The 23,433-nt window shown below is 37.9% G+C and carries 20 protein-coding genes and 1 pseudogene; 8 read left to right on the top strand and 13 right to left on the bottom strand.

Annotation, left to right across the window (positions count from 1 at the left end; genetic code table 11):
• Nucleotides 1–34: 34 nt before the first annotated feature.
• The 5 genes from PAND9192_RS08540 to PAND9192_RS08520 all read right to left on the bottom strand — a co-directional run bounded on the left by PAND9192_RS08540 (nt 35) and on the right by PAND9192_RS08520 (nt 5,556).
• Nucleotides 35–1,024, bottom strand: coding sequence for an LBF_2804 family protein (locus tag PAND9192_RS08540; protein ID WP_087853411.1), 990 nt, complete (start codon nt 1,022–1,024; stop codon nt 35–37).
• A gap of 184 nt (nt 1,025–1,208) precedes the next feature.
• Nucleotides 1,209–1,661 (bottom strand): hypothetical protein, encoded by a 453-nt coding sequence (locus tag PAND9192_RS08535; protein ID WP_087853410.1) that lies wholly within the window; start codon nt 1,659–1,661, stop codon nt 1,209–1,211.
• A gap of 107 nt (nt 1,662–1,768) precedes the next feature.
• Nucleotides 1,769–2,680 (bottom strand): DnaJ C-terminal domain-containing protein, encoded by a 912-nt coding sequence (locus tag PAND9192_RS08530; RefSeq protein WP_087853409.1) that lies wholly within the window; start codon nt 2,678–2,680, stop codon nt 1,769–1,771.
• A gap of 266 nt (nt 2,681–2,946) precedes the next feature.
• Nucleotides 2,947–4,854, bottom strand: coding sequence for a molecular chaperone DnaK (gene dnaK, locus PAND9192_RS08525; RefSeq protein WP_087853408.1), 1,908 nt, complete (start codon nt 4,852–4,854; stop codon nt 2,947–2,949).
• 258 nt (nt 4,855–5,112) lie between these two features.
• Nucleotides 5,113–5,556 carry an Hsp20 family protein gene (locus tag PAND9192_RS08520; RefSeq protein WP_060998433.1) on the bottom strand — a complete coding sequence of 148 codons (444 nt, stop codon included), beginning with the start codon at nt 5,554–5,556 and terminating at the stop codon, nt 5,113–5,115.
• Between the two features lie 601 nt (nt 5,557–6,157).
• Between PAND9192_RS08520 and PAND9192_RS08515 the strand changes: the two genes are divergently transcribed.
• Nucleotides 6,158–7,381 (top strand): efflux RND transporter periplasmic adaptor subunit, encoded by a 1,224-nt coding sequence (locus tag PAND9192_RS08515; protein WP_087853407.1) that lies wholly within the window; start codon nt 6,158–6,160, stop codon nt 7,379–7,381.
• Between the two features lie 3 nt (nt 7,382–7,384).
• A complete protein-coding gene (locus PAND9192_RS08510; RefSeq protein WP_087853406.1) occupies nt 7,385–10,507 on the top strand; it encodes an efflux RND transporter permease subunit in 3,123 nt (1,040 codons plus the stop codon).
• Between the two features lie 5 nt (nt 10,508–10,512).
• Here PAND9192_RS08510 and PAND9192_RS08505 read toward each other — a convergent pair whose 3' ends face one another.
• The 3 genes from PAND9192_RS08505 to PAND9192_RS08495 form a co-directional block, all read right to left on the bottom strand.
• Entirely contained in the window at nt 10,513–11,619 is a 1,107-nt protein-coding gene (locus PAND9192_RS08505) for a YadA-like family protein (protein WP_087853405.1), read from the bottom strand.
• A 308-nt stretch (nt 11,620–11,927) separates the two neighbouring features.
• The gene (locus tag PAND9192_RS08500; RefSeq protein WP_087853404.1) at nt 11,928–12,242 is read right to left on the bottom strand and encodes a hypothetical protein; all 315 of its coding nucleotides are present in this window, start codon (nt 12,240–12,242) and stop codon (nt 11,928–11,930) included.
• A gap of 141 nt (nt 12,243–12,383) precedes the next feature.
• Nucleotides 12,384–12,629 (bottom strand): hypothetical protein, encoded by a 246-nt coding sequence (locus tag PAND9192_RS08495; protein ID WP_087853403.1) that lies wholly within the window; start codon nt 12,627–12,629, stop codon nt 12,384–12,386.
• A gap of 318 nt (nt 12,630–12,947) precedes the next feature.
• On the opposite strand from PAND9192_RS08495, the gene PAND9192_RS08490 reads away from it, so the two are divergent.
• On the top strand, nt 12,948–13,703 hold the full coding sequence (locus tag PAND9192_RS08490; RefSeq protein WP_087853402.1) for a ZIP family metal transporter: 756 nt from the start codon (nt 12,948–12,950) through the stop codon (nt 13,701–13,703).
• A 58-nt stretch (nt 13,704–13,761) separates the two neighbouring features.
• On the opposite strand, the gene PAND9192_RS08485 is transcribed toward PAND9192_RS08490, so the two are convergent.
• Complete coding sequence (locus tag PAND9192_RS08485; RefSeq protein ID WP_234999028.1) at nt 13,762–15,867, bottom strand: S9 family peptidase; 2,106 nt, start codon at nt 15,865–15,867, stop codon at nt 13,762–13,764.
• Between the two features lie 386 nt (nt 15,868–16,253).
• Between PAND9192_RS08485 and PAND9192_RS08480 the strand changes: the two genes are divergently transcribed.
• From PAND9192_RS08480 to PAND9192_RS08470, 3 genes are all read left to right on the top strand, one after another.
• Nucleotides 16,254–16,772 carry a hypothetical protein gene (locus PAND9192_RS08480; protein WP_087853400.1) on the top strand — a complete coding sequence of 173 codons (519 nt, stop codon included), beginning with the start codon at nt 16,254–16,256 and terminating at the stop codon, nt 16,770–16,772.
• A 176-nt stretch (nt 16,773–16,948) separates the two neighbouring features.
• Complete coding sequence (locus PAND9192_RS08475; RefSeq protein ID WP_087853399.1) at nt 16,949–17,956, top strand: transposase; 1,008 nt, start codon at nt 16,949–16,951, stop codon at nt 17,954–17,956.
• 415 nt (nt 17,957–18,371) lie between these two features.
• A complete protein-coding gene (locus tag PAND9192_RS08470) occupies nt 18,372–18,740 on the top strand; it encodes a DUF6404 family protein (RefSeq protein WP_087853398.1) in 369 nt (122 codons plus the stop codon).
• Between the two features lie 102 nt (nt 18,741–18,842).
• On the opposite strand, the gene PAND9192_RS08465 is transcribed toward PAND9192_RS08470, so the two are convergent.
• The 4 genes and pseudogenes from PAND9192_RS08465 to PAND9192_RS20880 all read right to left on the bottom strand — a co-directional run.
• Nucleotides 18,843–19,460, bottom strand: coding sequence for a TPM domain-containing protein (locus tag PAND9192_RS08465; protein WP_087853397.1), 618 nt, complete (start codon nt 19,458–19,460; stop codon nt 18,843–18,845).
• The gene (locus PAND9192_RS08460) at nt 19,460–20,221 is read right to left on the bottom strand and encodes a TPM domain-containing protein (protein WP_087853396.1); all 762 of its coding nucleotides are present in this window, start codon (nt 20,219–20,221) and stop codon (nt 19,460–19,462) included. Before PAND9192_RS08460 ends, PAND9192_RS08465 begins: the two co-directional genes overlap by 1 nt.
• Nucleotides 20,222–20,821 carry a LemA family protein gene (locus tag PAND9192_RS08455; RefSeq protein WP_087820399.1) on the bottom strand — a complete coding sequence of 200 codons (600 nt, stop codon included), beginning with the start codon at nt 20,819–20,821 and terminating at the stop codon, nt 20,222–20,224.
• A gap of 324 nt (nt 20,822–21,145) precedes the next feature.
• Nucleotides 21,146–21,473: pseudogene (locus PAND9192_RS20880) on the bottom strand (putative basic amino acid antiporter YfcC); the annotation flags it as partial.
• A gap of 347 nt (nt 21,474–21,820) precedes the next feature.
• Between PAND9192_RS20880 and PAND9192_RS08445 the strand changes: the two are divergent.
• Both PAND9192_RS08445 and PAND9192_RS08440 read left to right on the top strand, forming a co-directional pair.
• Complete coding sequence (locus PAND9192_RS08445) at nt 21,821–22,528, top strand: DUF969 domain-containing protein (protein ID WP_087853394.1); 708 nt, start codon at nt 21,821–21,823, stop codon at nt 22,526–22,528.
• Nucleotides 22,521–23,426, top strand: coding sequence for a DUF979 domain-containing protein (locus tag PAND9192_RS08440; protein ID WP_087853393.1), 906 nt, complete (start codon nt 22,521–22,523; stop codon nt 23,424–23,426). The genes PAND9192_RS08445 and PAND9192_RS08440 overlap by 8 nt, the downstream gene beginning before the upstream one ends.
• Nucleotides 23,427–23,433: the final 7 nt, after the last annotated feature.

Here is a 23,433-nt window from a genome sequence, read left to right as displayed (position 1 = left end):
CGGCGTATTTAATAACAATGGTGTTGTTTTACAGTTATGCTAATAGCGGATTGATTTTTTGTTGTTCAATAATACCACATTGAACCAAGAGCTTTTTCTCATTAGCTGTTAACCGTTGACGGAAGTACAGTAATGTCGTCAGTATATCTATAACATCATTATATTCGGCTGGGTTTAACAGGCTTAAACTTTGTAATAGTAGCGTCGGTGACTCAATATCCGTCAGTGTTATTGGTGCTTGCTTATAAATCTCGTCATAAAACAATTCTAAATTAACATCACATTCTTGCTTATAGCTTTGGCGTACAGCAATACTACGTAATAGGGCAGTACGATAAGTCATCGATATTTGCTTCTGCTGGTGATGCGCTACTTGATTAAGTACATAAATTCGCGCTGAAATCCGCAGTCTTACTTCACGTAGTGCTTTTTGTTGAACCCAAGCATCCCAAAATCCGGTAATTAAGGTTGAAATTAACGGGATATAAACGCGTACGCTACTACGAGACATCGATTTTTGTAAGATAGCTTTAATTAAAAAATTACTTAGAATATCTTTACCTGAATAAAGAGCAACCTTGATATAACGAAATTTACTGAGCTCTTTATAGGGTTTAATACCGTGAATATTATCAATCGGTTCAGAGAGCTCCATAACCGCACGAACTAATGATGCTTTCATTTTGTCACAGAAGTGATTTTCAGCACTGGCACGGTTAATAAGTAATGCTGTCGTCATAAAACCAATTTCAAATAGTAACAGTAACTCTAAACCAATAAAGCCAATATTGATAAGTAACAGTTTAATCAGGTTATCCCACGCTAACCAATTCTCACCTAAGAGCTCAAGATAAATTTCAAATGCAACAATAACAAATGTTGTCGTGAAACCAATCAAGAATGATAAGCCCACACAAAGCTGACAGAGTCTTTTATCTGATATGTGTGCAAATAGTGGTTGCTTACGGCTAAGGTGTTTTTCAACGCGGCGAATGCCCCATTGTTCAATTTTATGTTCAATCATGGCGGGTAAAAATTGGACTCACAATTTAATCTAGAAATAACGCAACAGGGTAATTGCTGCGTATTCTAAATCGAGTTTGGCTAAAGGCGTACCAATTTTACTGAATTATTTATAGGTTCGCAGTAAAGTGAATTTATTGTCGATAATTAGACGATTGTTCACATTAATATGAGCGACTATTAACTCATTTTTGTTCTTTATCACCACCTTTAAAGCCTAAAAATGATAATTGCTTTTTAGCCGCTGCTGGTGGTGTATAACTATTATCGCCATCATTTTCTTCAACAACGGGATGGGTTGAAACCGGCAGTAATCGAAAGATAGCAAAGCCGCCTTCTTTGCGAACAAATGCAATTTGACGGTTAAGTAGCCTATCTGTTTCACTGGTTGCTGCTAAGGTTTTATCTTTGATTAATGCAAGTGGAGCGATCATGGCTTGGCAATGATAGATTTTGTAACTGTAATTAGTAAATAAGCGGCAAGGCTCATCAAGAGTGAAGGTTTCCCCTGGAAGCAGGTGGCGACTATTTTCTACTGCACGGTTGATATCCATAACATTTGCAGCGAATGCACAAGAGGCGTTAAAGCTGATACCTGTAATCACTAACAAGCTGGTGGTAATGATTTTTTTCAGCATGGTTGTTCCTACCGTTAATCTAAGTTGAATGCAAAAAGCCAATATCTTGGAATGATAACATTCGTTGATATTGGCTTCATTATAGAATGCGTTTAATTTAGTGTAGGCTAAGCTGCTGCAAACTCATTAAGTAATTCTTTCTGACGCTCACTAAGGTTTAATGGTGTTTCAATCACAAGTTGAACAATTAAATCACCGGTATTGCCTTTACGATCAGTAACCCCTTTGCCTTTAAGACGGAATTTACGACCATTTTGAGTACCTTCAGGTATTTTCAAACTAATAGCACCGCCTAAGGTATTCACTTCTACTTTACCGCCTAATGCTGCGGTAACAAAATCAGTAGTTGCTTTACAAAGTAGGTTATTGCCTTCACGCGTATAACGAGGGTGAGGGAGGATATTCATTTGAATATAAACATCACCTTGGCTACCGCCGTTAATTCCTGGATGACCTTTACCCGTTAAGCGAATACGACCGCCATCTTCGATACCGGCTGGAATTTTGATATTAAGTTTTTTATTGGTTTGGGTGCTGCCTTCAAACACAGGTAAATCAATAACTCGTGATGCGCCATTGATAGCATCTTCAAGGTCGATTTCCATGGTGTATTGAAGATCTTCACCTTTTTGAGGGCGAGTAGAGTGACGACCACCGAAACCGCCTCGACCACCACGTGCATTAGAGAACATGTCACCAAAAGCACCGCCAAACATGTCTTCAAAATCGCTGTAGCCACCTTGCTGGCCAAACCCGTGATGGCCGCCGCGTTGACCACCACCCATGCCTGGATTTTCAAACGCATTATGACCAAATTGATCGTAAGCGGTGCGTTTTTCTTTATCCATTAAAATCTCATAGGCTGCCTTTACTTCTTTGAATTTATCAGCAGCGGTTGGATCATCAGGGTTTTTATCTGGGTGGAATTTCATTGCTAGCTTTTTATAAGCTTTCTTAATTTCTTTCTCAGAAGCAGTTTTGGCGACACCAAGAACTTCATAAAAATCGCGTTTTGACATTGGTAACACCTCTTATCCCTATCGGGACAACTATCTGGAACATTCTAAATCATCTAATTAAGTCTATAATAACCAAAAACAGCATCACACTTAAATGGTTAATGATTTAAACAGGCACAGATAGTTAGCCTAATGGGATTCTCTCTTAATGTGATCGTCGAAAAGGGCGAGAGATTAAGATCTCTTCGCCCATTGTTATTGTGAAGTTTTTACTATGTGCTGTTGATTACGGCATAGCCAGTTATCGATACAGTAACAATAGTGTCTTACTTCATTTCTTCAAACTCAGCATCGACAACGTCATCATCTTTCGCTGTTTGTTGTTGGCTAGCGTCAGATTGTCCTTGAGGATTTGCTTGGGTTTGAGCCTGAGCATGTTCCATTATTTTTTGTGCCGCAGCCATTAACGCTTGAGTTTGAGTATCTATCGCGGCCTTATCATCGCCAGATTTTACCGCTTCAAGTGCTGTGATAGCTGCTTCAATGTTCGTTTTTTCTGCTTCAGGGAAACTATCACCTGCTTCAGCTATTTGCTTACGGGTACTATGAATTAATTGGTCAGCTTGGTTACGGGCTGTCACTAACTCTTCAAACTGTTTGTCTGCGTCTTTGTTAGCTTCTGCTTCTTGAACCATCTTTTCAATTTCAGCATCCGTTAAACCACCTGAAGCTTGAATGGTGATTTTTTGTGCTTTACCTGTCGCTTTATCTGTGGCTGATACATTCAAAATACCATCCGCATCTAAGTCAAATGTCACATCAATTTGTGGCATACCACGTGGTGCAGCTTGAATACCTTCAAGGTTAAACTGACCTAATGACTTATTATGTACCGCTTGTTTACGCTCACCTTGAAGAACATGGATCGTTACTGCATTTTGGTTATCTTCAGCAGTAGAGAACACTTGATTCGCTTTTGTTGGAATAGTCGTGTTCTTATCAATCAAGGTTGTCATCACGCCACCCATGGTTTCAATACCAAATGATAGCGGTGTTACATCAAGTAATAGCACATCTTTAACATCACCTGCTAAGACACCACCTTGAATAGCTGCACCCATAGCAACAGCTTCATCTGGGTTAACATCTTTACGTGGTTCTTTGCCAAAGAAATCAGTCACTACTTTTTGTACCATAGGCATACGTGTTTGACCACCAACCAAGATAACATCAGTAATATCACTTATGTTTAAGTTCGCATCTTTTAAAGCTAATTTTACAGGCTCTAGTGTGCCTTGTACTAGGTCTTCAACCAGTGATTCCAATTTTGCACGTGTGATCTTAACATTCAAGTGTTTAGGACCTGTTGCATCCGCTGTAACGTAAGGTAAATTGACATCAGTTTGCTGCGCTGATGATAATTCGATCTTAGCTTTTTCTGCGGCTTCTTTTACACGTTGCATCGCAAGCGGATCATGTTTAAGGTCGATACCTTGATCTTTCTTAAATTCGCTCACAAGGTAGTTAATTAGGCGCGTATCAAAGTCCTCACCACCAAGATGGGTATCACCATTGGTTGCTAATACTTCAAAGGTTTGCTCGCCATCAACATTATCAATTTCAATAATAGAAATATCAAACGTACCACCACCTAAATCATAAACTGCAATTATGCTGTCACCCGCTTTTTTATCAAGACCATAAGCCAATGCAGCAGCTGTTGGTTCGTTGATAATACGCTTAACATCGAGACCTGCAATACGACCCGCATCTTTTGTTGCTTGACGTTGAGCATCATTAAAGTAAGCAGGAACAGTAATAACCGCACCAGTGACTTTTTCACCTAAGTATTCTTCTGCTGTTTTTTTCATTTTCTTCAATATTTCAGCAGAAACTTGTGGTGCTGCCATTTTTTGGCCTTTTGCTTCAACCCATGCATCGCCATTATCTGCTTTGACAATTTTGTAAGGCATTATATCAAGATCGCGTTGGATCTCGTCATCTTCAAAACGACGACCAATTAAACGTTTAATTGCAAACAACGTATTCTCTGGGTTAGTGACTGCCTGACGTTTTGCTGGTTGTCCTACTAAGGTTTCACCATCAGTGTAGGCAATAATTGATGCTGTGGTACGTTCACCTTCCGCATTTTCAATAACACGTGCTGTATCGCCATCTAAAACAGCAACACAAGAGTTAGTTGTACCTAAGTCAATACCGATAATCTTACTCATATTTTAATATCCTTTGCGCGTCAGATTGATTAGTTTTTCTTATTCGAACGGCGAGTTATAAGTATGCCGTTAAGGTCCATGAAAATCGTTCATGTGATCCTTGTGAATAACAATAATCAATCCAACTAAATTTTTTAAATAACCCATAATAAGGGCTGAATAGTGACGGAGCTATTAGGTCATTGCCAAAATAGTGGCGATATTGATGAAGCTAATAGCTCAACGTTATTACTAGAGGAGCACTGACAATGACGAGTTTTACTCAGCCGTTGGTGCTACTGATGCTGATTGTCCAATCGTGATTTTACGTGGTTGCATCGCCTCTGGTACTTCACGGAAAAGATCAATATGTAGCAGACCATTTTCAAGATTAGCACCAACAACGCTTACGTAATCAGCAAGTTGGAATTTACGTTCAAAGTTACGTTCAGCAATACCCTGGTAAATAAAGTTCTTGTCTTCTTCTGGTGCACGAGTACCAGTTACTACAAGCATATTCTCGTTTTGAGTAAGATCTAAACGCTCTTCAGAGAAACCTGCAACTGCCATCGTGATACGGTAGTTGTTCTCATCCGTTTGTTCGATATTGTACGGAGGGTATCCCGTTGCTTGGGTTTTAGTATTACTTGCTTCAACAAGGTTAAACAAGCGATCAAAGCCAATAGCATGACGGTATAGGGGAGTGAAATCTACATTACGCATAAAAACTATCCTCAATAATAAGCAATAGTCTTAGTTGTTTGTTAAGTATGTCATTAGCGACAAGGTGACTTAACAGCAAACTAAGTGAATCAGTCCGTAATAGGATCTTGATTCGATATATAAAGTGCTAATAAGGCATTCCCTAATAAGGCGAATCTTAGTAGCGGTTTGAACTCCATTTGGCAGTTCGTGTAATTAATATATGCTTCCGGTGGTGAGTCGTCAACACTTTTTGATTAGATTTTCTAATGTTTTTTGGTGGTTTTTCCTAACGTTTTGATTTTTAATAAATATCCACATTAAAATATTGTATTGTGTTTTATTAAATAGGTGTCTTGGTTGATGAACCATCAGCATTTCACCGTATTTTCGTCCTTCTTTAATTAGATATGAGGGTAAAAAATGCCTTTTCAAGCGTTATCAATTAATCGTTAAACGAAATTAGGTACTAAAAGATAGCGGTTAATTAGAATATGTATTGCTTGGTTGTGGTGAAGGATTAAAGAAACTGAAATTTATAAACATCACACGATGTACATATGATCTACACTGAAATTAAAGCGAAATTTCGTTTTTGTTTGCTAGTAAGGGATTAGATAGCATGAATGTTTTTATCCGGCGTTATTTACCGGTGATGATTTTATTGTTATTTGTAGCATTGTCGGTCGGGCTATTTTTAAATCGTTCCCAGCCTCAGCAGAAAGTCGCTGACGCGATCATGCCAGTGCTTGAAGTGGTGGCAATTAAAAAACAGCAATATCCGTTTGATATTAATTCCTATGGTATGGTGCAACCTAAGCATCAGGCAGAAATTGTCGTACAAGTGAGTGGCATTGTTGATCGCGTAGCACCGCGATTTGCTGTAGGGCAATTTGTACGAAAAGGGGATGTATTAGCACATTTAGATGATGCTGATTATCATGCTGATCTTGCTCAAGCACAGGCAACGTTAGCACAAGCAAAAGCCTTGTTAGAACAAGAAATTGCCCGTGGTATTGTCGCCAAGAAAACCTTACGTCACATTGCAACGGCTAAGCAATCAGCTTTAGGATTACGTATTCCGCAACGCCAACAGCAACAAGCGAATGTTAAATTTGCTCAAGCAGCACTAGCTCGTGCTCAACGTAATGTTACACGTACAATAATTACCGCGCCCTTTGATGGTTTAATTACCGAAAAGCATATTAATGTTGGTAGCCACGTCAATATTGGTGAACAGCTAGGTATGATATATGGCACTGACACAGCACGGATTCGGCTGCCAGTTACACCACAAGCATTTTCCTTTATTGATTCAAATCCGCTTAATACTAGTGTTACTCTCTCCAATCAACCTCATGCTCAAACAGTGCAACAATGGAACGCTCGTTTTATCGGCACAGAAGAGGTTATCGATCCACAAACTCGAATGATTTACCTGCTGGTTGATGTTGCTGATCCTTACCAATTGACTTTGCCTCATCATCAACGCACTGAGGTGTTAAATTTTGGCACCTTTGTGACCGCAAAAATTGCAGCAAAACCGATTGCCAATGCGGTGCGATTACAGCGACATATGATCAGGAATGAACATGTGGTGTTAGTTGGTGCTAATGGACGAACCCAAATGCGAAAAGTTGAAATTGCACGAACAGATCTTGAGCATGCTTATATAAGTGCTGGATTAGATGAAGGGGAATTAGTGTCAATAACTTGGCCTGATAATTATCTTGAAGGGACTGCTGTTACAACAGTATTAAATCAGCCGCTATTGAGACCGACTGATTTGAAACAGCAACCTGCACTTACGGTTATTCACTCTAAGGTTGCAGATAGCGGAGAGTAGGGAATGGAATCATCGGGGATCATTGCTTGGTTTACGCGTAATCATGTCGCTGCTAATTTATTAATGTTACTGGTTATTATTGGTGGCTTATTTTCAGTCAATCTTATTAATAAAGAGATATTTCCCGCCTTTGGTAGCAATAAAATAACCATCACTAGCCAATATACTGGGGCTACAGCCGCTAATATAGAGCAAGGGATCATCATTAAAATTGAGCAAGCGGTTGATGATATAGCTAATATTAAACGAGTTACTGCGATTGCAAACCAAGGTACAGGGGTTGTAACGTTAGAACTCGATAATGACGTTGATGTTGATAAGGTATTAGATCAAGTAAAACAGCGTGTTGATGCTATAACGACCTTTCCTGCGCAAATGGAACCGCCGTTGATTCAACGAGCTGAGTTCATGAGCAACGTAATGTTTTTATCATTATATGGTGACTTAAGTGATCGACAATTAAAACGTTATGCGCAAGGGGTTAAAGAAGAAATTATTCAGCAAACCAGTGCGACAACGGTCAATGTAACTGGGGTTAAAAATGATGAAATCGCCATTGAAATATCTGCTCAGCAGTTACGTAATCATAATTTAACCATTGAACAGGTTGCGCAGACTTTACAGCAACATTCACTTGATTTACCCGCGGGTACGATAAAAGCACAAGATGGTGATGTATTAGTACGTACCGCCGAGCAACTATATCATGGTGATCAATTTGCCAATATCGTATTACGTACGAATGCTGATGGCAGTCAATTACGGTTATTGGATATTGCAAAAGTTACCGATGGTTTTGTTGAGAAAGCAGTATTAAATCGTTTTAATAAACAACGTGCTGCTGTTATACAAATCCGCAATCTTCCGAACCAAGACGCGACGCTAATATCGCAACAAATAACAGATTATGTCACTAATAAGAAAGCGCAATTGCCGCCAGGTGTATACATAGATACATGGGCTGATATGTCACATTACTTAGAAGGGCGGCTCAATATGATGCTGTCTAATATGTTGTATGGTGGGTTATTGGTATTTATTATTCTGGCGTTATTTTTAGAAATGAGATTAGCGTTCTGGGTATTATTAGGCTTACCATTTTGTTTTTTAGGTACGCTACTCTTTATGCCGTTAGAGAGTATTAATATATCAATTAACTTATTGTCGTTATTTGGTTTTATTTTAGTACTGGGTATTGTGGTAGATGATGCAATTGTGGTTGGAGAAAGCGTTTATTCTGAAGTTGAGCAGCATGGACAAACCATAAACAATGTTATTAAAGGTGCTCAACGAGTAGCGATCCCCGCGACCTTTGGTGTTTTAACTACTATGGCGGCCTTTGTGCCGATGCTGTTGTCAGATAATCCACGCACCGAATTTTTTAAAGCTATTGGGTGGGTGGTTATTCTATGTTTAACCTTTTCATTAATTGAGTCGAAACTAATTTTACCTGCGCATTTAGCCCGCTCTAGATTAGCTCAACCACCGCGGCAGAATAATCCATTACTGCGTATAAAGTTACGATTTAATCAGGCGGTAAATCGGTTTATTGATGTTCATTATCGACGTTTTATTATGACTGCTATTGTACATCGGTATAGTGTATTAGCGACTTTTGTTGGTGTGTTGTGTTTAGCATTGGCGTTAGTGTTTAGTGGTCAATTACGGTGGGTGTTTTTTCCTAAATTGCCGTCTGATTATATTCAAGTGCTAGTGGAAATGAACGACTCCAACTCAACAACAAATAATATTAAGGTTATTAATCAATTAGAGCAGGCTCTTTATCAAACAGATGAGGAAATTTATCAGCAACAAGGCATTCATGTTATCAAACATAGTTTCGTTAATATGCAAGACAGTAACGACATGTTTGTGCTAGTTGAATTAGAAAAAAGTGAAAGCCTACCGATAACGAGTTTTGATATTTTAGAACAATGGAAAGGTAATATTCCGCCTTTGGTTGGCGTAAAAACAATCACCTATGAAGCCTCAATAGACCGTCAGAAAAGTGATATTCAATATCGATTACAAGGGAATAATAATCAGCAACTTATACAAGCGGCAACACAATTAAAACAGCAGTTAGCGCGTTATCAAGGGGTATTTAATATTGAAGATGATTTATCAGCTCCGACACAAGAGATAAATATTACGCTAACCCCGATTGGGAAATTATTAGGATTATCGGTAGCAAGTCTAACTCATCAAGTACAACACGCTTTTCAAGGAATTGAAGTTCAGCGCATCTTACGCAATAACGAAGAAGTAAAAGTCATTGTCCGTTATCCCTTTAGTGAACGGCGCAGTATTGGGGATCTTCAAAATATGCAAGTCACTCTAGCGGATGGCAGTTTGGTACCTTTTTCGGAAGTAGCAACGTTAACTGTCATTCCGGCACTGAACAGTATTAATCGAGTAGATAAACGCCGTACGTTGGTGGTAAGCGCTAATATACACAAAGATAAAGTCTCTCCCTCAGAGATATATACCAATATTAATAAAAACTATTTACCGCAATTACGACAACAATATTCAGCGACAACTATTCAATTGGATGGGCAAGCAAAAGAAGAACAACAAACCAAAGGTAGCTTAATTCGAGATGCGGTATTAGCGTTATTTGCTATTTTTGCTTTGATGGCTATTCCATTACGATCATATAGCCAGCCATTGATTGTTATGTCAGTGATCCCTTTTGGTATCATTGGTGCGATTGCTGGCCATTATTTTGCAGATATTTCACTTAATTTATTGAGTGTGTTTGGAATCTTGGCGTTGTCTGGGGTGGTGGTAAATGATTCTTTAGTGCTGGTGGTGTTTATTAATCGCGCCTTAACACAGGGGATGCCATTATATGATGCTGTTACCGAAGCAGGATGTCGCCGTTTTCGAGCGATTGTATTAACGTCGCTAACAACTTTTTTTGGATTAGCGCCAATATTATTAGAAACTAGCTTGCAGGCACAAATTGTTATTCCAATGGCAACCTCGCTTGCGTTTGGTATTTTATTCGCAACCGTTGTCACTCTAGTATTAGTACCTGCTTTATATTTAATTTTGAATGATATTAAACGAGGCTATCGGCGCTTATTTAATTTTTGGTGGCGGCCATCGCTTGATGAATAGCGTTGTTAAAAGCCAATACCAAAACCAGCTGCAATACCAGCATTGTGTTGGCTATCATCAGAAGCAGCTAAAGTAATAATGCTATGTTGGCCTACATCAAATTTTCCTCCAATCGCCATTGCTGATTGGTTACCATAATTTGCTGCACCCATACCTATCGTGTAATGGTAGCCTTGTCGCATTGGAATCGAGCTCATAGCCATCGCACTTGCAATACCGGCATTGGCTTGGTTATGTACTTTTTCAATACGATGAGTCAGCAGATTTACTTTTTGATCTGTGTACTGATTTGCCGCTGATAACGTTGTAACAGATTGTTGATCGGTATATATCTTGGCATTGTTTAAGGTTACGATGTTTTGTTGTGCAACATAGTGTTTCGTTTCCGTAACCGCAATTTTTTGTTGTTTATCCAGATAATGTTTTGCTTCTATGATAGCGTTATTTTTTTGTTGCTGAGTATAAATATGGCTTTGAGTAATTTGTTGGTGTAATTGACCCATATTAACGGCATCAGTATTCGCTTTACCATTTGCAACATGCTCTAAACGACGCTGAACCTTGGCATTACCAAAAGAAACTTGGCCATCGTTTGATTGTGAGTTATTACCAATAGCAATTGAGCCTTTTTGAGTTGCTGTTGCATGATTGCCTAAAGTAATGGTACTTGTATCAGCAGAAGTATAGTTACCAATAGCAATAGCATGGGAACCCGTAGCTTTTGATTCTGAACCAACTGCAATTGCTCGGTTACCGCGGGCTGTTGCGCCAGATCCAAATGCAGACGCGGCATGACCATAAGTTTTAGCACGAGAGCCTATTGCAGTACTTTGGATACCTGTTGCCGATGCGCCAGCACCAAAAACAGCTGCGCTATCACTATTTGCAGCCGCATTAGTACCGATTGCAATAGATTGGTTATTTGTACTTGATGCGGCTGCACCAATAGCAATTGCTGAATCTCTGCCTGAATCTGTTTTTGCTTGATAGCCAAGAGTAATGTTATGAGACAAAAGGTTTGATGGGCTATGAGCATTGATAGGTGATGCGTAGGTTATTGTTGATGTTGATAACATTGCAAGTACAGCACATGTTTTTTGATAGCTATTCATGATTAGCTCCATATGAGATAAGTAGTAATACTATTTCTTTCATATAAAAAAGTTAGAGCTATAAATAGAATTATATTTACCATTTTTTAAGTAACTATAATTATTATCAATAAGACGCTAATAATATAGAAAATAAGTACGTAAATATATTATTGGTATCAATGCAAGCTTAGAATGATTATTTTTTGACCTTGATATAATGTTTTTATTGATGTGATAAAAATATGGAGTTGTTATTTGCACAAACTAGAGCTAAAGCTCTAAATTCCATGTTGCCTATCGGTAGGGTTGTTTAGTGTTTGTTTCTATTATTTTTTCTTTGGTTTGTTTTTGTCAGATAAACAGGCGCTATAATCATTAAAGCCCTTTTTTTGACATTCAATAACCTTTTGTTTCATTTGTTCTAACTGTTGTCGATCACGTACCGAGTAAATATTGCCATTGATACAAGATATCGAAATAACGCCATTCGGCTCAAATTGATAACCCTCAACTTCACTTCCACAAGGATTAAACCCTAACCCTGCATTGACACTCACTTTTGTCGGAATCGCGCGTACACTTTCAGTTACGCATCCAACTAATAATAGTGAAAATAAGCATGTAATAATAAATTGTTTCATAAAATAAACGGTTTTAGAGTGAAAATTAAGAGGCTATATTATAAATGAAACAAAAACAGATTTCTTGTTGATAATAAATCATTATAAAATTAAAACATGCGGATATAACTACCCACATGTTTATACTATATCTGCGGGTGATTATTCTTCATCGCCATTGATAATAGTAACTGGGCCATAATAGTGATGGTGATGATGATGGGTTGTATGGTGATGGTGATGAGTTTCTTTATGTGCAGCACCGACACCGCCGTGAATATGGTGTCCATGTGATGGCTCATGATCGCGGTATTGTTGATGATCTTTATCATGCTTATGTTTGGCATCGTCAGAGTAATGGCGTTCCATTGTCTCATGTGTTGATTCTTTCGTTTTTTGAGTTGCCATATTAAAAGCCTCTATTTTTCTATGATATATCGGGACTCACTAATCGTAGTTCATTTAAAAAAATAAGCGCGATTATCGTGTCTTTTTATATTGAAAAAATAAAAATAGTGGCTTGAAATTGTTTTAATTTATTGATTTTAAAGAATTTATCTGCATGTTGTGATTTTTTTAAATATTGTGATAATTGTCATTTATTGCGTACAGTGAGTCGATAATTAATATTATTGCGATATGGAATTAATGTTTTACATTCAAATCGTTCGCAGAGTAACAGCGTAAGTGCTATAAAGTTGGCTGTTTAACGATGCGGAATACACCATGAATCTCGACGAATTTAAAATATTATCAGTAGTACTTATTTTTGTGACTACTGTGCTTGCTGGTTTGTATCCGTTTTTACGTAAATTTAAAACGACACGACCTTTAGAATCTCCTGCAGCAGAAGCATTAGCGTCGGGCGTCTTTCTTGGTGCTGGTTTAATTCATATGCTGGGTGATGCCTCAACATCATTTTTAGATCATGGTATCGAGTATCCTATTGCTTTTGTATTAGCAGGCTGTGTCTTTTTGCTTCTATTATGGTTTGAACACTTAGGTCGTCGTTTAGATGAACATGGTGATAGTAATAGTCCGGCATTTGCTATTTTAGCGATGATTATTTTATCTATTCATTCGTTATTAGCAGGCACAGTACTAGGATTAAGCGGTTCTATTACCATGATGGTGATGATTCTGATCGCTATTTTAGCGCATAAATGGGCTGCAAGTTTCTCATTAGCGGTTCAATTAAGTAAAAGTCGTTTATCATTGCGCCAGTCTTTATTAATGTTTGGGTTATTTACTTTAATGTTGCCGCTAGGGGTTGCGTTAGGGTCTGGTATTTTAGAATACACCAGCAGTTACCCATTATTAGAGCCGATTTTTTATTCATTAGCAGCGGGCACATTTTTGTATCTCGGCACATTACACGGCTTAAAACAATCGACAATGGTTGATAAATGCTGTGATTTAAAGAACTTCACTTTCGTTGTGGTTGGCTTTCTATTAATGGCTGTGGTGGCTATTTGGACTTAAAATAATAACGGCGACTGAGTAAGTCGCCATTGGTTAACTTATTTGTATGTAGTTAGCGTTATTTCTGTTCAGTTAATAAGTCAATAAAGAACGCATATTCTAAAGCATCTTCATGAAGTGCTTTAAAGCGACCAGATGCGCCGCCGTGGCCTGCTTCCATATCAACTTTAAACAACAAACGGTTATCGTTTGTCTTAACATCACGCAGTTTGGCAACCCATTTCATTGGCTCAAAATACTGCACTTGTGAGTCATGTAATCCTGTAGTCACTAATAAGTGAGGGTAATCATGCGCTGCAATATTATCGTAGGGTGAATAGCTCAACATATAATCGTAATATTCTTTATTGTTTGGATTTCCCCATTCGTCATACTCATTAGTGGTTAACGGAATGGATTCATCCAGCATCGTTGTAACAATATCAACAAATGGTACGTGAGCTGCGACACCACAGTAAAGTTCAGGTGCTTGGTTGATAATTGCACCCATTAATAGGCCGCCTGCAGAACCTCCAACAGCAAAGATCTTATCTTTCGCGCCATAACCTTGTTCGACTAACGAGCGTGTCACATCAATAAAGTCATTAAAGGTATTTTGCTTAGTGAGTTTTTTACCGTCGTCATACCATGGACGTCCCAACATTTCAGAGCCACGAATATGAGCAATCGCATATACAAAACCGCGATCTAATAAGCTTAAACGGGTTGATGAAAAGCTTGGATCGATAATGGCACCGTATGAACCATAACCATATTGATACAACGGGTTAGTGCCGTCCTTTTTAAAGCAATCTTTACGATAAACCAATGATACTGGAACCAATTTACCATCACGGGCAGGCACCATGATGCGTTCAGAGCGGTAATTGCTCGCATCAAAATCGCCTAAAATTTGTGTTTGTTTTAATACAACTTTACTGCCATCATTTAAATTAAAATCATAGTGAGTACCAGGGGTAGTCATACTTGAGTAATACAGACGTAATTTGTCAGTATCGATCTCTTTATTACCGTAAAGATAAAGCGTGAATGCTTCATCATTGAACTGTAATTGTTGCTGTTGTTGAGTGTGAAGATCACGCACTGTTACGCGAGTTAAGCCATTTTCACGCTGCTGATAGACCAAGTAATCATTAAAGATCTCATAATCTTCCAGCATTGCTCCTTCTTGAGCAGGGATCACGTCTTGCCAATGATCTTTATTACCAATATCGGCCGTTGCGACTTTCATTAAGCGAAAGTTAACCGCTTTATAGTTGGTTAAAATATAGAACCAGTTATCAAGCTTAGAAATACTGTATTCCAAACCTACTTCACGATCTAAGAACGAGATTGCTTGCGCATTGGCATCGTTAGCATCAATAACAGAGACGGCACTGGTTTCGGTGCTTGAATGCCAAATATAGATAAGTGAGTTATCTTTACTTTTACCGATTGAAGTATAAAAAGTCTGATCACTTTCTTCAAAAATAAGCTGATCGTCTGCTTGTGGTGTACCTAAGCGGTGACGATAAACTTGATAGCCTAATAAGGTTTGAGGATCTTTATGGATATAGTAAAACGCTTGGTTATCGTTTTGCCAAGCGACAGAGCCACTAGTACCGGTGATTTCATCAGCAAGATATTGACCTGTTGTAAGATCTTTAATCTTAATCGTGTATATACGACGGCTGATAGTATCTTCTCCATAAGCCAATAAATTTTCATTAAGGCTAATGCTTAAACTTGAGACATCATAATAATCATGCTCAGATGCAAGTTGATTAAGATCGAGTAATACTTGCTTATTCGTGCCTGCAAAATCAGTTGCACGAACAGAAATAGGGTACTCGTTATCACCTGATACTTCGCTGGAATAATAATAACTGCCTTGCTTTACAGGAACCGTATTATCATCTTTAACAATACGTCCTTTTAATTCATCAAATAATGTTTTTTGTAGCCCTTTGGTGTGTGCCATCACTGCGTCGGTATAGCTATTTTCAGCATTAAGATGCGCGATGATCTCAGGATCCGTTCGGCTATCATCTCTCATCCAATAATAATCATCAATACGGGTATCGTTATGAATGCTCATCTCATGGGGGATCTTTTTAGCAATCGGTGCAATAACGGCTCGATTGATGTTGTTATCATGAGATGTCGCTGATGTTGTGTTATTCACAGTGTTGTCCTTTTGTGGCAACTGAATAGAATAAATCTACTCAGTAAGGCCAATAGATACAGCAATATTATTTGCTTTGATGATAATAATCTTGGGGCGAATAAGCTTTTTTTCAATCCTTGATTCGACAAAACAAAATGGTCAATAGTAATGCGAGTAAGCGATGATTATTGATGGGAAATACTAGGATGGTAATTGATGTTTTCATTATTGATGACTCTTGGTTAACTTGTTGATTTTTAATGTTTTATCTGGTAATTTTTAGGTTTGTTTTTTCATGCTGTGAGAATGAATAAAAAACCAAAATTTAACGTGATCTTTATCATAAAAACTATTAACTAATTACTTATGATGAAAAACAATATAAGTTATCTGATTGTCATAAAATGAAAAAAAGCAATATTATTGCGATAGGTGTGCTTGCTTTAGCTGGACTTATCGGTGCAAGAAATTTTTATACAACTCTGTACCCACAACATGTGGTAAATATTAATGGTAATACACTGAATTTAGGGCAAGTCTACTCACAGAATTTATTATCTACTGTGACGATAACAGCAGATGGAGCAACATTATTAACTGTTACTTCACCACTTACAACCATAGTTAAGCAACTCACTATGGAGCTTAAACATGACGTTAATAAAGGTAATCGTAAGCTTGATAATGGTGAAAAAATGCAGTTATCGACCGCATATTTCAATACCAATATAACTATTCAGCTATCTACATTCGTTGTTTATAAAAGTCAGTATTATAAAGCTATTTCAATGCCATTAGAGTCTGTAGCTGTAAGCTATACCGCTAAGGATGAACTGCAATTTAATGACATTATAGAGTTAGCTCAACGCTATCAAAATAAGATCCAACAGACATTTAATAATAACTATAATTTTATAGATTAAGAGCCTTATAAAAATGACGCTTTACTGTTTGGTATGAAAGATTTTGATAAATGAGAGTTGTGATTTTTTATTTAAGGACAGCCATAACTTTTTACGATTTTTTAAGGACAGCCATATCCTTGCACATTAGCCATGAGCTACTACAATTAAGCTTCAAGTTGCTTATGGTGAAACCAATGACAATCTCAAGACGTAAATTAATAGAGCCTCAAATTACACCTTTTTATCATGTGATTAATCGCTGTGTACGACGGGCATATTTATGTGGCGATGATCCATATAACGGCAAAAACTATCACCACCGTCGAGGTTGGATTGTAAATAAAATCAAGCAACTAGCCGCTGTGTTTTGTATTGATGTGTGCGCTTATGCGGTGATGAGTAACCATTATCATTTGGTGCTAAAAATAGATACTGAGCAGCAACAGAAGCTAACCCCGAAAGCGGTAATATCACGTTGGTTGCAGTTATTTAATGGTCATCCTATAGCAGTCGATTTCTTAAAAGAAGGGCAAGTCGGTGCAGAAAAACAACAAGCGTTATCAAATTTAGTGGCTGAATGGCAGCAACGATTAGGCAGTATTAGCTGGTTTATGCGTTGTCTTAATGAAGAAATTGCCCGTAAAGCCAATAAAGAAGATAAATGCAAAGGTGCGTTTTGGGAAGGACGATTTAAATCTCAAGCATTGCTGGATGAGCAAGCGTTACTATCGTGCATGATGTATGTTGATTTAAACCCGATCAGGGCAGGCGTTACACCGTCACTAGAACAATCAGATTTTACTTCTATTCAGCAGCGCATTCGTGAATATCAGCAACCGAAAAGTGTCGCTAAACTATCACCATCAAATAAAGCGCGCTTCCAATTATTACCCTTTGTGGGGGCTGAACATCAGTCAAAAACTGCCGGAATAAACTTTGCTTTTGCTGATTATCTCGAACTAATTGATTGGACTGGTCGATGTATTCGCGAAGATAAACAAGGGCTTATAACATCGAATCAACCCAAGATTTTACAACAATTGGGAATAACGTCAGATGCTTGGCTTGAGCATAGTGAACAATTTATGGAACGTTACGCCAATGTAAGCGGTAAATGGTCTCGAATGTGTGCTTTCAAACAACATGCTGGTGGCCACTGGTGTAAAGGAAAGTCTGCAAGTCATCAACTGCATCCTAATTAGACATAGCTTTTGATAATCGAATGAAAATACTGCAATCATCGTCAGAATTGTGGGTATTGACGATCCTGAAATATGGGAATCGAACCGATTTACTCAATAATTCTAATTATAATCTGTAATATTTATTGGAAAAGAGTTTGTTGCTGGTGAAATGATTTATATCTTAGGAACTATATACAATAACTAATAAATTTGGCTGTCCTAAAATACTAAAATAGTCGGTCTGGCATAAATGGTAAAATAAGGTCAAAAAAGATATGGCTGTCCAGTATAAGAAATCATAGTTAATGTGATGCAACGCGCGATTTTAAATATGAACAATTATTAGTCTTTATTAATCATCACAATAATGATTAATAATTGTCACTTAGCTTTAAATTAAATCAGTGTTCTATTTATAATATAGGGAGAGATAATGAAGCGAGCCGATTTTATACAATTATATTTAGAGAAAAAAGGTGTTAATAGATACTTAACGAAGCCTTACCCTGCATATTTAATTTTATTTCAAGCAAATCCTAAGCCTCGTTTATTTGAGTCGCCGTTGAAGTTATTTGTTTTACAATCAGTATTTGGATCTTTGTCATGGGGATTTATGATGTGGCTGATTATATGGCGATTTGAAAATTTTTCTGTTTATTATTTATATGCGAGTATATTTTTTGGGGTGTTTACTGCGGCAATATTAGCGGTGAATGTCGCAAGAACTCAAACAAGGTTAAAGATTGATAGTTGGGATCAATGGCAGCAAGATAACCATTTTGACGAATCATGCAATGGATAAAGATCTCGCTGGAGAGGGAGTAACTGATAGGGTTAAATAAATTGTTGAAATAACCAAACGGCTATTTCAACAATGAGTATTAATAACAGATTATTAGATAGATTAATCAATCACGACTAAGCAATTAGGCAATTCATTTTTTTCTTCTGTATAAGGTAGGGCATTGGTCAGTAACTTCCCCGATTGTTGCAAGCATTGAATAAAGCCTTCAAAGGTTCTGTCTGCTTTAACATCTTTGGTAAAATCACGAACTAAACTTTGCCATGCTTCATCGCTGACTCGTTCGCTAATACCATAATCCGTTAGAATTTCAACATAATGCTCAGCTTCACAAACAAAGATCATTACACCTAAGTGTTGTTTAGTACGATGAACACCGTTGGCTAAAAACTGTTCGCGAGCAATAAGGCTTGCACGACGATGTTTTACAGCTTTAGGTAATAAACGGAATTTTATCATCGGAAGACGAAAAATTAATGTCAGAATAATAAAGGTGCTTAATTGTACCCATAAAATATCTGTTAACTCTAACCATAACGGAGTAATCGTTAACAGAGCCGGAACAAACAACGCAATAATGGCTGCCCACAGCGTCGGTACAAAGTAATAGTCATCAGCTTTAGTTGCCATTACGGTGATTAACTCAGCATCGGTCGTTTTTTCCATATCACTGATGGTTTGACTAATTGTTTTTAGCTGCTCGTTTGTAAATAATTTCATTACCATCCTCCTGATGCACCGCCGCCGCCAAAGCCACCGCCGCCACCACTAAAACCACCACCGCTGTTACCACCATTGCCGCCAAAACCGCCACCGAAGCCACTAGAGCCACCACGGTTTGACGAACCAAAACCACCACTGGTGAAAACATCACCATCACGGCCATAATAGGTTGAACGATTACGGCGTCGACGACTAAAGGCAATAATTTGGATGATAACTACAAACAATATGAACAAATAGAAATCGTATGGCGGTTTATCTTCAGTAGCGACGGGTTTATATTCACCATGGATTGCAGCAATTATGGCGTTGACACCATTATCAATACCGGTAGCAAATTTACCCGCTTTGAACGCAGGTTTGATTTGATGGTTAATAATATTTATCGCAATTGCATCAGGCAGTGCACCTTCTAAGCCATAACCGACTTCAATACGCATTTTTTTGTCGTTTTTGGCGATAATTAATAGCACACCATTATCGTGTTTTTTCTGACCAATTCCCCATGCTCGACCTAACTGGTAGCCGTAATCAGCAATAGGAATACCGTTGGTTGAAGGGATTGTCACCACGACAACTTGGTTTGATGATGATTTTTCTTCTGCGGCCAGAATCTGATCGAGTTGTTGTGTTTGTGTTTGATTAAGCATATGGGCGTCGTCGACCACTCTTCCCGTTAAAGCAGGAAAAGTGATCGCAGCCAATACATTTTGGCTGACGAGCAACAAAAGTCCACATACTAAAAGGACTTTTTTCATTTAAAACTCAACCTTAGGTGCAACATCAGCATTGGCAGTGGTCGCAGTGAAATTTGGTTTGATTTTCAGATCGCTATACATTGCCCAATGCCATAAACGACCAGGGAAAGTACGAATCTCAGTATTAAAGGCTTTTACTGCATTAATATAATCACGACGAGCAACTGCAATGCGATTTTCTGTGCCTTCTAATTGTGCTTGAAGCGCAATAAATTGTTGGTTAGCTTTAAGATCAGGATAACGCTCAGACACAACCATTAAACGAGACAATGCTCCGCTTAGTTGGCCCTGAGCAGCTTCAAATTTCTTAAATGCGGCAGGATTGTTTAATGTTTCAGGCGTCACTTGCATTGAAGACACTTTTGCTCGCGCTTCAGTAACGGCAGTTAAGGTATCTTTTTCGTGTGCGGCATAACCTTTCACTGTGGCGACAAGATTAGGGATCAAATCTGCACGGCGTTGATAGTTGTTTTGTACTTGTGCCCAGTCAGCATTAACTTGTTCATCAAGAGTGGGAATAGTATTAATGCCACAGCCTGTTAATTGAGTTAGCAATAATGCTATAAACAAATATTTAATTGATTTTAGATACTTCACCATAAAATTCCTTTGTTATGCTTTTAAGTGATTATTATTAATCAAGTAAAGCATAAATTTCATCATAGTTGGTAAATGATTATCTATAATTGTGACGATTTTATGTTAGAACGTCGTTTTTTGAATAAAATTAATCATAACAGTGCTAAGGAAGATGAAATTAAATTCCACTGAGGAATGGCTGGAGTATAAAAAACAACCCATGCTAACGATTAGTTTAGCATGGGTAAGATGATGTTTTTAATCGTGTCATGTTGTTAATTAAATCCAGCAATATCACCTAAAGGTGCCAGTAATGGCATGGTGAGTGCTATTTAGCCAGAGCCTGAAGTTACTGCCTGATACTAAGCCTTCAAACATAAAGTTCATTAAGCCTACGCCGCCACCGGCGCTAAATAAACCGATAGTTTTATAAATCTTATCGCCACTAGCATCTGTAGCATAAGTAAATGAGGTTGGATCGATCACTGTCCGTTTTTTAAACCCCATCAACAATAAAACTGACGGTTTGTTGAGAGAAGCTGCCCGCAGGAATTAAGTAAGTCAGTAGGGCTGCTAATACTCCGACTATCAAAATAATGATTAATGTGTCAGGTACTTGCCATGATTTTTTGGTGTTGGTAGTGACGGGATGATCTATTGAACTTTGCAAAATATAACCCACTAAAAAATGATGTTATATGCATAAAATATCAATTATTATGCGCCATGTATCAATTTAATCTTTTTGTTATCACCATGAGTAGTATTATATTTTGCATGATAACTAAGAATATTTATTTGTTGTAAGAATAATACAAGGTTTTAATAGGTGGTTTTTTATAAATTATTGTTTATTAGTCTATTTTTGTCATTTTTGTTGGTTGTTGTTCACAAAGTTTAACTGGAAACCACAAATTTATTTTCGTACTCTCCGTTAAATATCACGATTGTTAATAGCGATAGCTGCACGCTTAATGCGTATTTGTTTATTGCATATTATTTAAATAATAGGAGACATACATGGTAGATTTATGGCCATTAATTGGTGTAGTGATCATCACAGCAGGATTAGCATTTAAATTAAATACCTTGTTAGTTATTTTAACTGCAGGGGTTGTTACGGGTTTAGTCGCTCACATTCCATTATTTGAGATTTTATCTATTCTAGGTGAGTCATTTACCAAAAACCGTTACATGTCACTGTTTATCCTTATATTACCTATGATCGGTATTTTAGAACGTTATGGCTTACGTCAACGCGCTGAAACCTTAATCGGTAGTATGAAAAGTGCTTCAGTAAGTCGTGTATTACTGACCTACCTTGCGCTACGTAAATTAACCAATGCTATGGGGTTACATTTAGGTGGACACCCATCAATGATTCGTCCGCTAATTGCGCCAATGGCAGAAGCCGCAGCAGAAAAGCAAATAGGTGAATTAACCGATAACCAAAGTCAGCGAATTCGGTGTTTATCTGCCGTGAGTGAAAACTTTGGTAATTTCTTTAGTCAGCTATTGTTCATTGGTGCTGGTGGATTGTTACTGATCAAAGGTGTGATGGAAGATAACGGTATTAAGGTTGAACTTGAACAAATGTATTTGTGGGCATTACCAACAGCGATTGCTTCTTTCGCCGTCTTTGCTGTGTGTTGCAAATTGGAAGATATGCGATTAGCGCGTCATTTGGCCACCCAATCAGTGCCACAAAAGGAGCACAATAATGCTTGAGTATGTTTATCAAACCACAGGCTTATTACTGATTGCTTTTGCGATACAAAGTTTTGCTGATAAGAACAGTGCTAAACGGTGGGGAACTGGTGCGTTTTGGCTTATTTATGGTATCACTTTTATGTGTGGCCCTTTGATGCCTCATTGGGTAACAGGGTTATTAGTTCTAGCGTTAACCTTACTCGCAACTGGTGGCTTTATGGGAGTTGGTACTTATAACTGTACTGACGATAGCACCAAAGCAAAAAGTGCGATTACGCTTAAAAATAAATTGTTTATTCCAGCAGTGCTGATTCCAATTGGTACCATTGTAGTTAGTCAATGTACTGATTTAGGTGCGCTTACTGGGCTTGGTATTAGTTCAGTGCTGGCAATTGGTGTCGCGTTAGTGATCACTAAAGGATCAGCAACACAAAGTATCAATGAGGGCCGTCGTTTAATTGATGGTATTGGCTGGGCGGCAATATTGTCACAATTTTTAGCTGCATTGGGCTATTTATTTAGCCAAGCAGGAGTTGGTGATACCGTTTCACAACTGGTTAAAATGATTGTTCCAGATAATAATCTACAAGCATATGTTGTGGCTTATTGTGTGGGGATGATGTTATTTACGGTAGTTATGGGTAATGGATTTGCTGCATTTGCGGTGATCACAACTGGTATTGGTATTCCATTATTGATCATTGAACAAGGCGGTAACCCTGCAATCGTTGGTGTATTAGGCATGCTATCGGGTTATTGCGGTACATTGATGACCCCTATGGCTGCTAACTTCAATGTTGTTCCTGCTGCATTATTAGAACTCAAAAATAAAAACCATATAATTATGACGCAGTTTTTACCGGGCTTAGTGATGCTGGCTTTCAATATTGTTTTAATGTACACGTTGGCTTTTTAAAGGACGA

The organism is Photobacterium andalusiense (genome assembly GCF_900185625.1).
GTDB lineage: Bacteria > Pseudomonadota > Gammaproteobacteria > Enterobacterales > Vibrionaceae > Photobacterium > Photobacterium aquimaris.
The sequence above is the reverse complement of the archived record's forward strand: the minus strand, read 5'-3'. Positions and strand labels throughout refer to the sequence as shown.

Coding starts and splice junctions, on each gene's coding strand:
- PAND9192_RS08540 (WP_087853411.1), bottom strand. CDS start 1,024: ATGATTGAACATAAAATTGAACAATGGGGCATTCGCCGCGTTGAAAAA.
- PAND9192_RS08535 (WP_087853410.1), bottom strand. CDS start 1,661: ATGCTGAAAAAAATCATTACCACCAGCTTGTTAGTGATTACAGGTATC.
- PAND9192_RS08530 (WP_087853409.1), bottom strand. CDS start 2,680: ATGTCAAAACGCGATTTTTATGAAGTTCTTGGTGTCGCCAAAACTGCT.
- dnaK (WP_087853408.1), bottom strand. CDS start 4,854: ATGAGTAAGATTATCGGTATTGACTTAGGTACAACTAACTCTTGTGTT.
- PAND9192_RS08520 (WP_060998433.1), bottom strand. CDS start 5,556: ATGCGTAATGTAGATTTCACTCCCCTATACCGTCATGCTATTGGCTTT.
- PAND9192_RS08515 (WP_087853407.1), top strand. CDS start 6,158: ATGAATGTTTTTATCCGGCGTTATTTACCGGTGATGATTTTATTGTTA.
- PAND9192_RS08510 (WP_087853406.1), top strand. CDS start 7,385: ATGGAATCATCGGGGATCATTGCTTGGTTTACGCGTAATCATGTCGCT.
- PAND9192_RS08505 (WP_087853405.1), bottom strand. CDS start 11,619: ATGAATAGCTATCAAAAAACATGTGCTGTACTTGCAATGTTATCAACA.
- PAND9192_RS08500 (WP_087853404.1), bottom strand. CDS start 12,242: ATGAAACAATTTATTATTACATGCTTATTTTCACTATTATTAGTTGGA.
- PAND9192_RS08495 (WP_087853403.1), bottom strand. CDS start 12,629: ATGGCAACTCAAAAAACGAAAGAATCAACACATGAGACAATGGAACGC.
- PAND9192_RS08490 (WP_087853402.1), top strand. CDS start 12,948: ATGAATCTCGACGAATTTAAAATATTATCAGTAGTACTTATTTTTGTG.
- PAND9192_RS08480 (WP_087853400.1), top strand. CDS start 16,254: ATGAAAAAAAGCAATATTATTGCGATAGGTGTGCTTGCTTTAGCTGGA.
- PAND9192_RS08475 (WP_087853399.1), top strand. CDS start 16,949: ATGACAATCTCAAGACGTAAATTAATAGAGCCTCAAATTACACCTTTT.
- PAND9192_RS08470 (WP_087853398.1), top strand. CDS start 18,372: ATGAAGCGAGCCGATTTTATACAATTATATTTAGAGAAAAAAGGTGTT.
- PAND9192_RS08465 (WP_087853397.1), bottom strand. CDS start 19,460: ATGAAATTATTTACAAACGAGCAGCTAAAAACAATTAGTCAAACCATC.
- PAND9192_RS08460 (WP_087853396.1), bottom strand. CDS start 20,221: ATGAAAAAAGTCCTTTTAGTATGTGGACTTTTGTTGCTCGTCAGCCAA.
- PAND9192_RS08455 (WP_087820399.1), bottom strand. CDS start 20,821: ATGGTGAAGTATCTAAAATCAATTAAATATTTGTTTATAGCATTATTG.
- PAND9192_RS08445 (WP_087853394.1), top strand. CDS start 21,821: ATGGTAGATTTATGGCCATTAATTGGTGTAGTGATCATCACAGCAGGA.
- PAND9192_RS08440 (WP_087853393.1), top strand. CDS start 22,521: ATGCTTGAGTATGTTTATCAAACCACAGGCTTATTACTGATTGCTTTT.